The organism is Streptomyces sp. NPDC025793, assembly GCF_055558375.1.
Genome location: NZ_JBVHMR010000169.1, coordinates 1 through 1,005 on the forward strand (window position 1 = coordinate 1; position 1,005 = coordinate 1,005).

Here is a 1,005-nt window from a genome sequence, read left to right on the forward strand (position 1 = left end):
GGCGGGCCGAGCAGGCCCTCATCTCGGTGGTCGCCACCGCCTACCTGCTCGGTGTGTCCACCCGCCGCGTCGAGAAACTCGCCGAGTCCCTCGGCGTCACCCAACTGTCGAAGTCCCAGGTCAGCGCAATGGCCAAGCATCTCGACGAACAGGTCACCGCGTTCCGCAACCGGCCGCTGGACGCCGGCCCCTACACCTTCGTCTGGGTCGACGCCTTGACCCAGAAGGTCCGCGAGGGCGGCCGCATCATCAACGTCCACGCCCTGATCGCAGTCGGCGTCAACGCCGACGGACACCGCGAGATCCTCGGCATCGACGTCGCCACGGCCGAGGACGGTGCGGGCTGGCTCGCCTTCCTGCGCTCCCTGACCGCCCGCGGCCTGTCCGGTGTCCAGCTGGTCGTCTCCGACGCCCACAACGGCCTGGTGAACGCGATCGGCGCGGTCCTGCCCGGCGCATCCTGGCAGCGGTGCCGCACGCATTACGCCCGAAATTTGCTGAGCCAGGTCCCGAAGTCCGCTCAGCCGTGGGTGGCCACCTTGTTGCGGACCGTTTTCGAACAGCCCGACACCGACGCTGTCCAGGCCCAGATGCGGCACGTCCTCGACGCGCTGGAGGCCAAGTTTCCCAAGGCCGCAGCCCACTTGGACGCTACCCAGCACGACCTGCTGGCCTTCACCGCGTTCCCGCGGGAGATCTGGCGGCAGATCTGGTCGAACAATCCGCAGGAACGGCTGAACAAGGAGATCCGCCGCCGCACCGACGTGGTCGGCATCTTCCCCGACCGCACCGCCCTGATCCGGCTCGTCGGCGCGGTCCTGGCCGAGCAGAACGACGAATGGACCGAGGCCCGCCGCTACATGGGCCGCGAACTCCTCGCCAAGATCCGCCTCCACCCGATCGAGTCAGAAACCGAAGAGACAGCCCTGCCCGCCGAACTCAGCGCATAGCCTCAAAGCGAGATCACCGAGTGGCCGTCGATACACCACTCCCGCGGACATGACC

Annotated in this window: 1 protein-coding gene; it reads left to right on the forward strand. The window is 68.0% G+C overall.

Translation table 11 applies throughout. The features are described 5' to 3' along the window. Positions 1–950, forward strand: a 950-nt coding sequence (locus tag ACZ4MF_RS49115) for an IS256 family transposase (protein WP_467500978.1), incomplete at its 5' end; no start/stop codon positions are given. Positions 951–1,005: the final 55 nt, after the last annotated feature.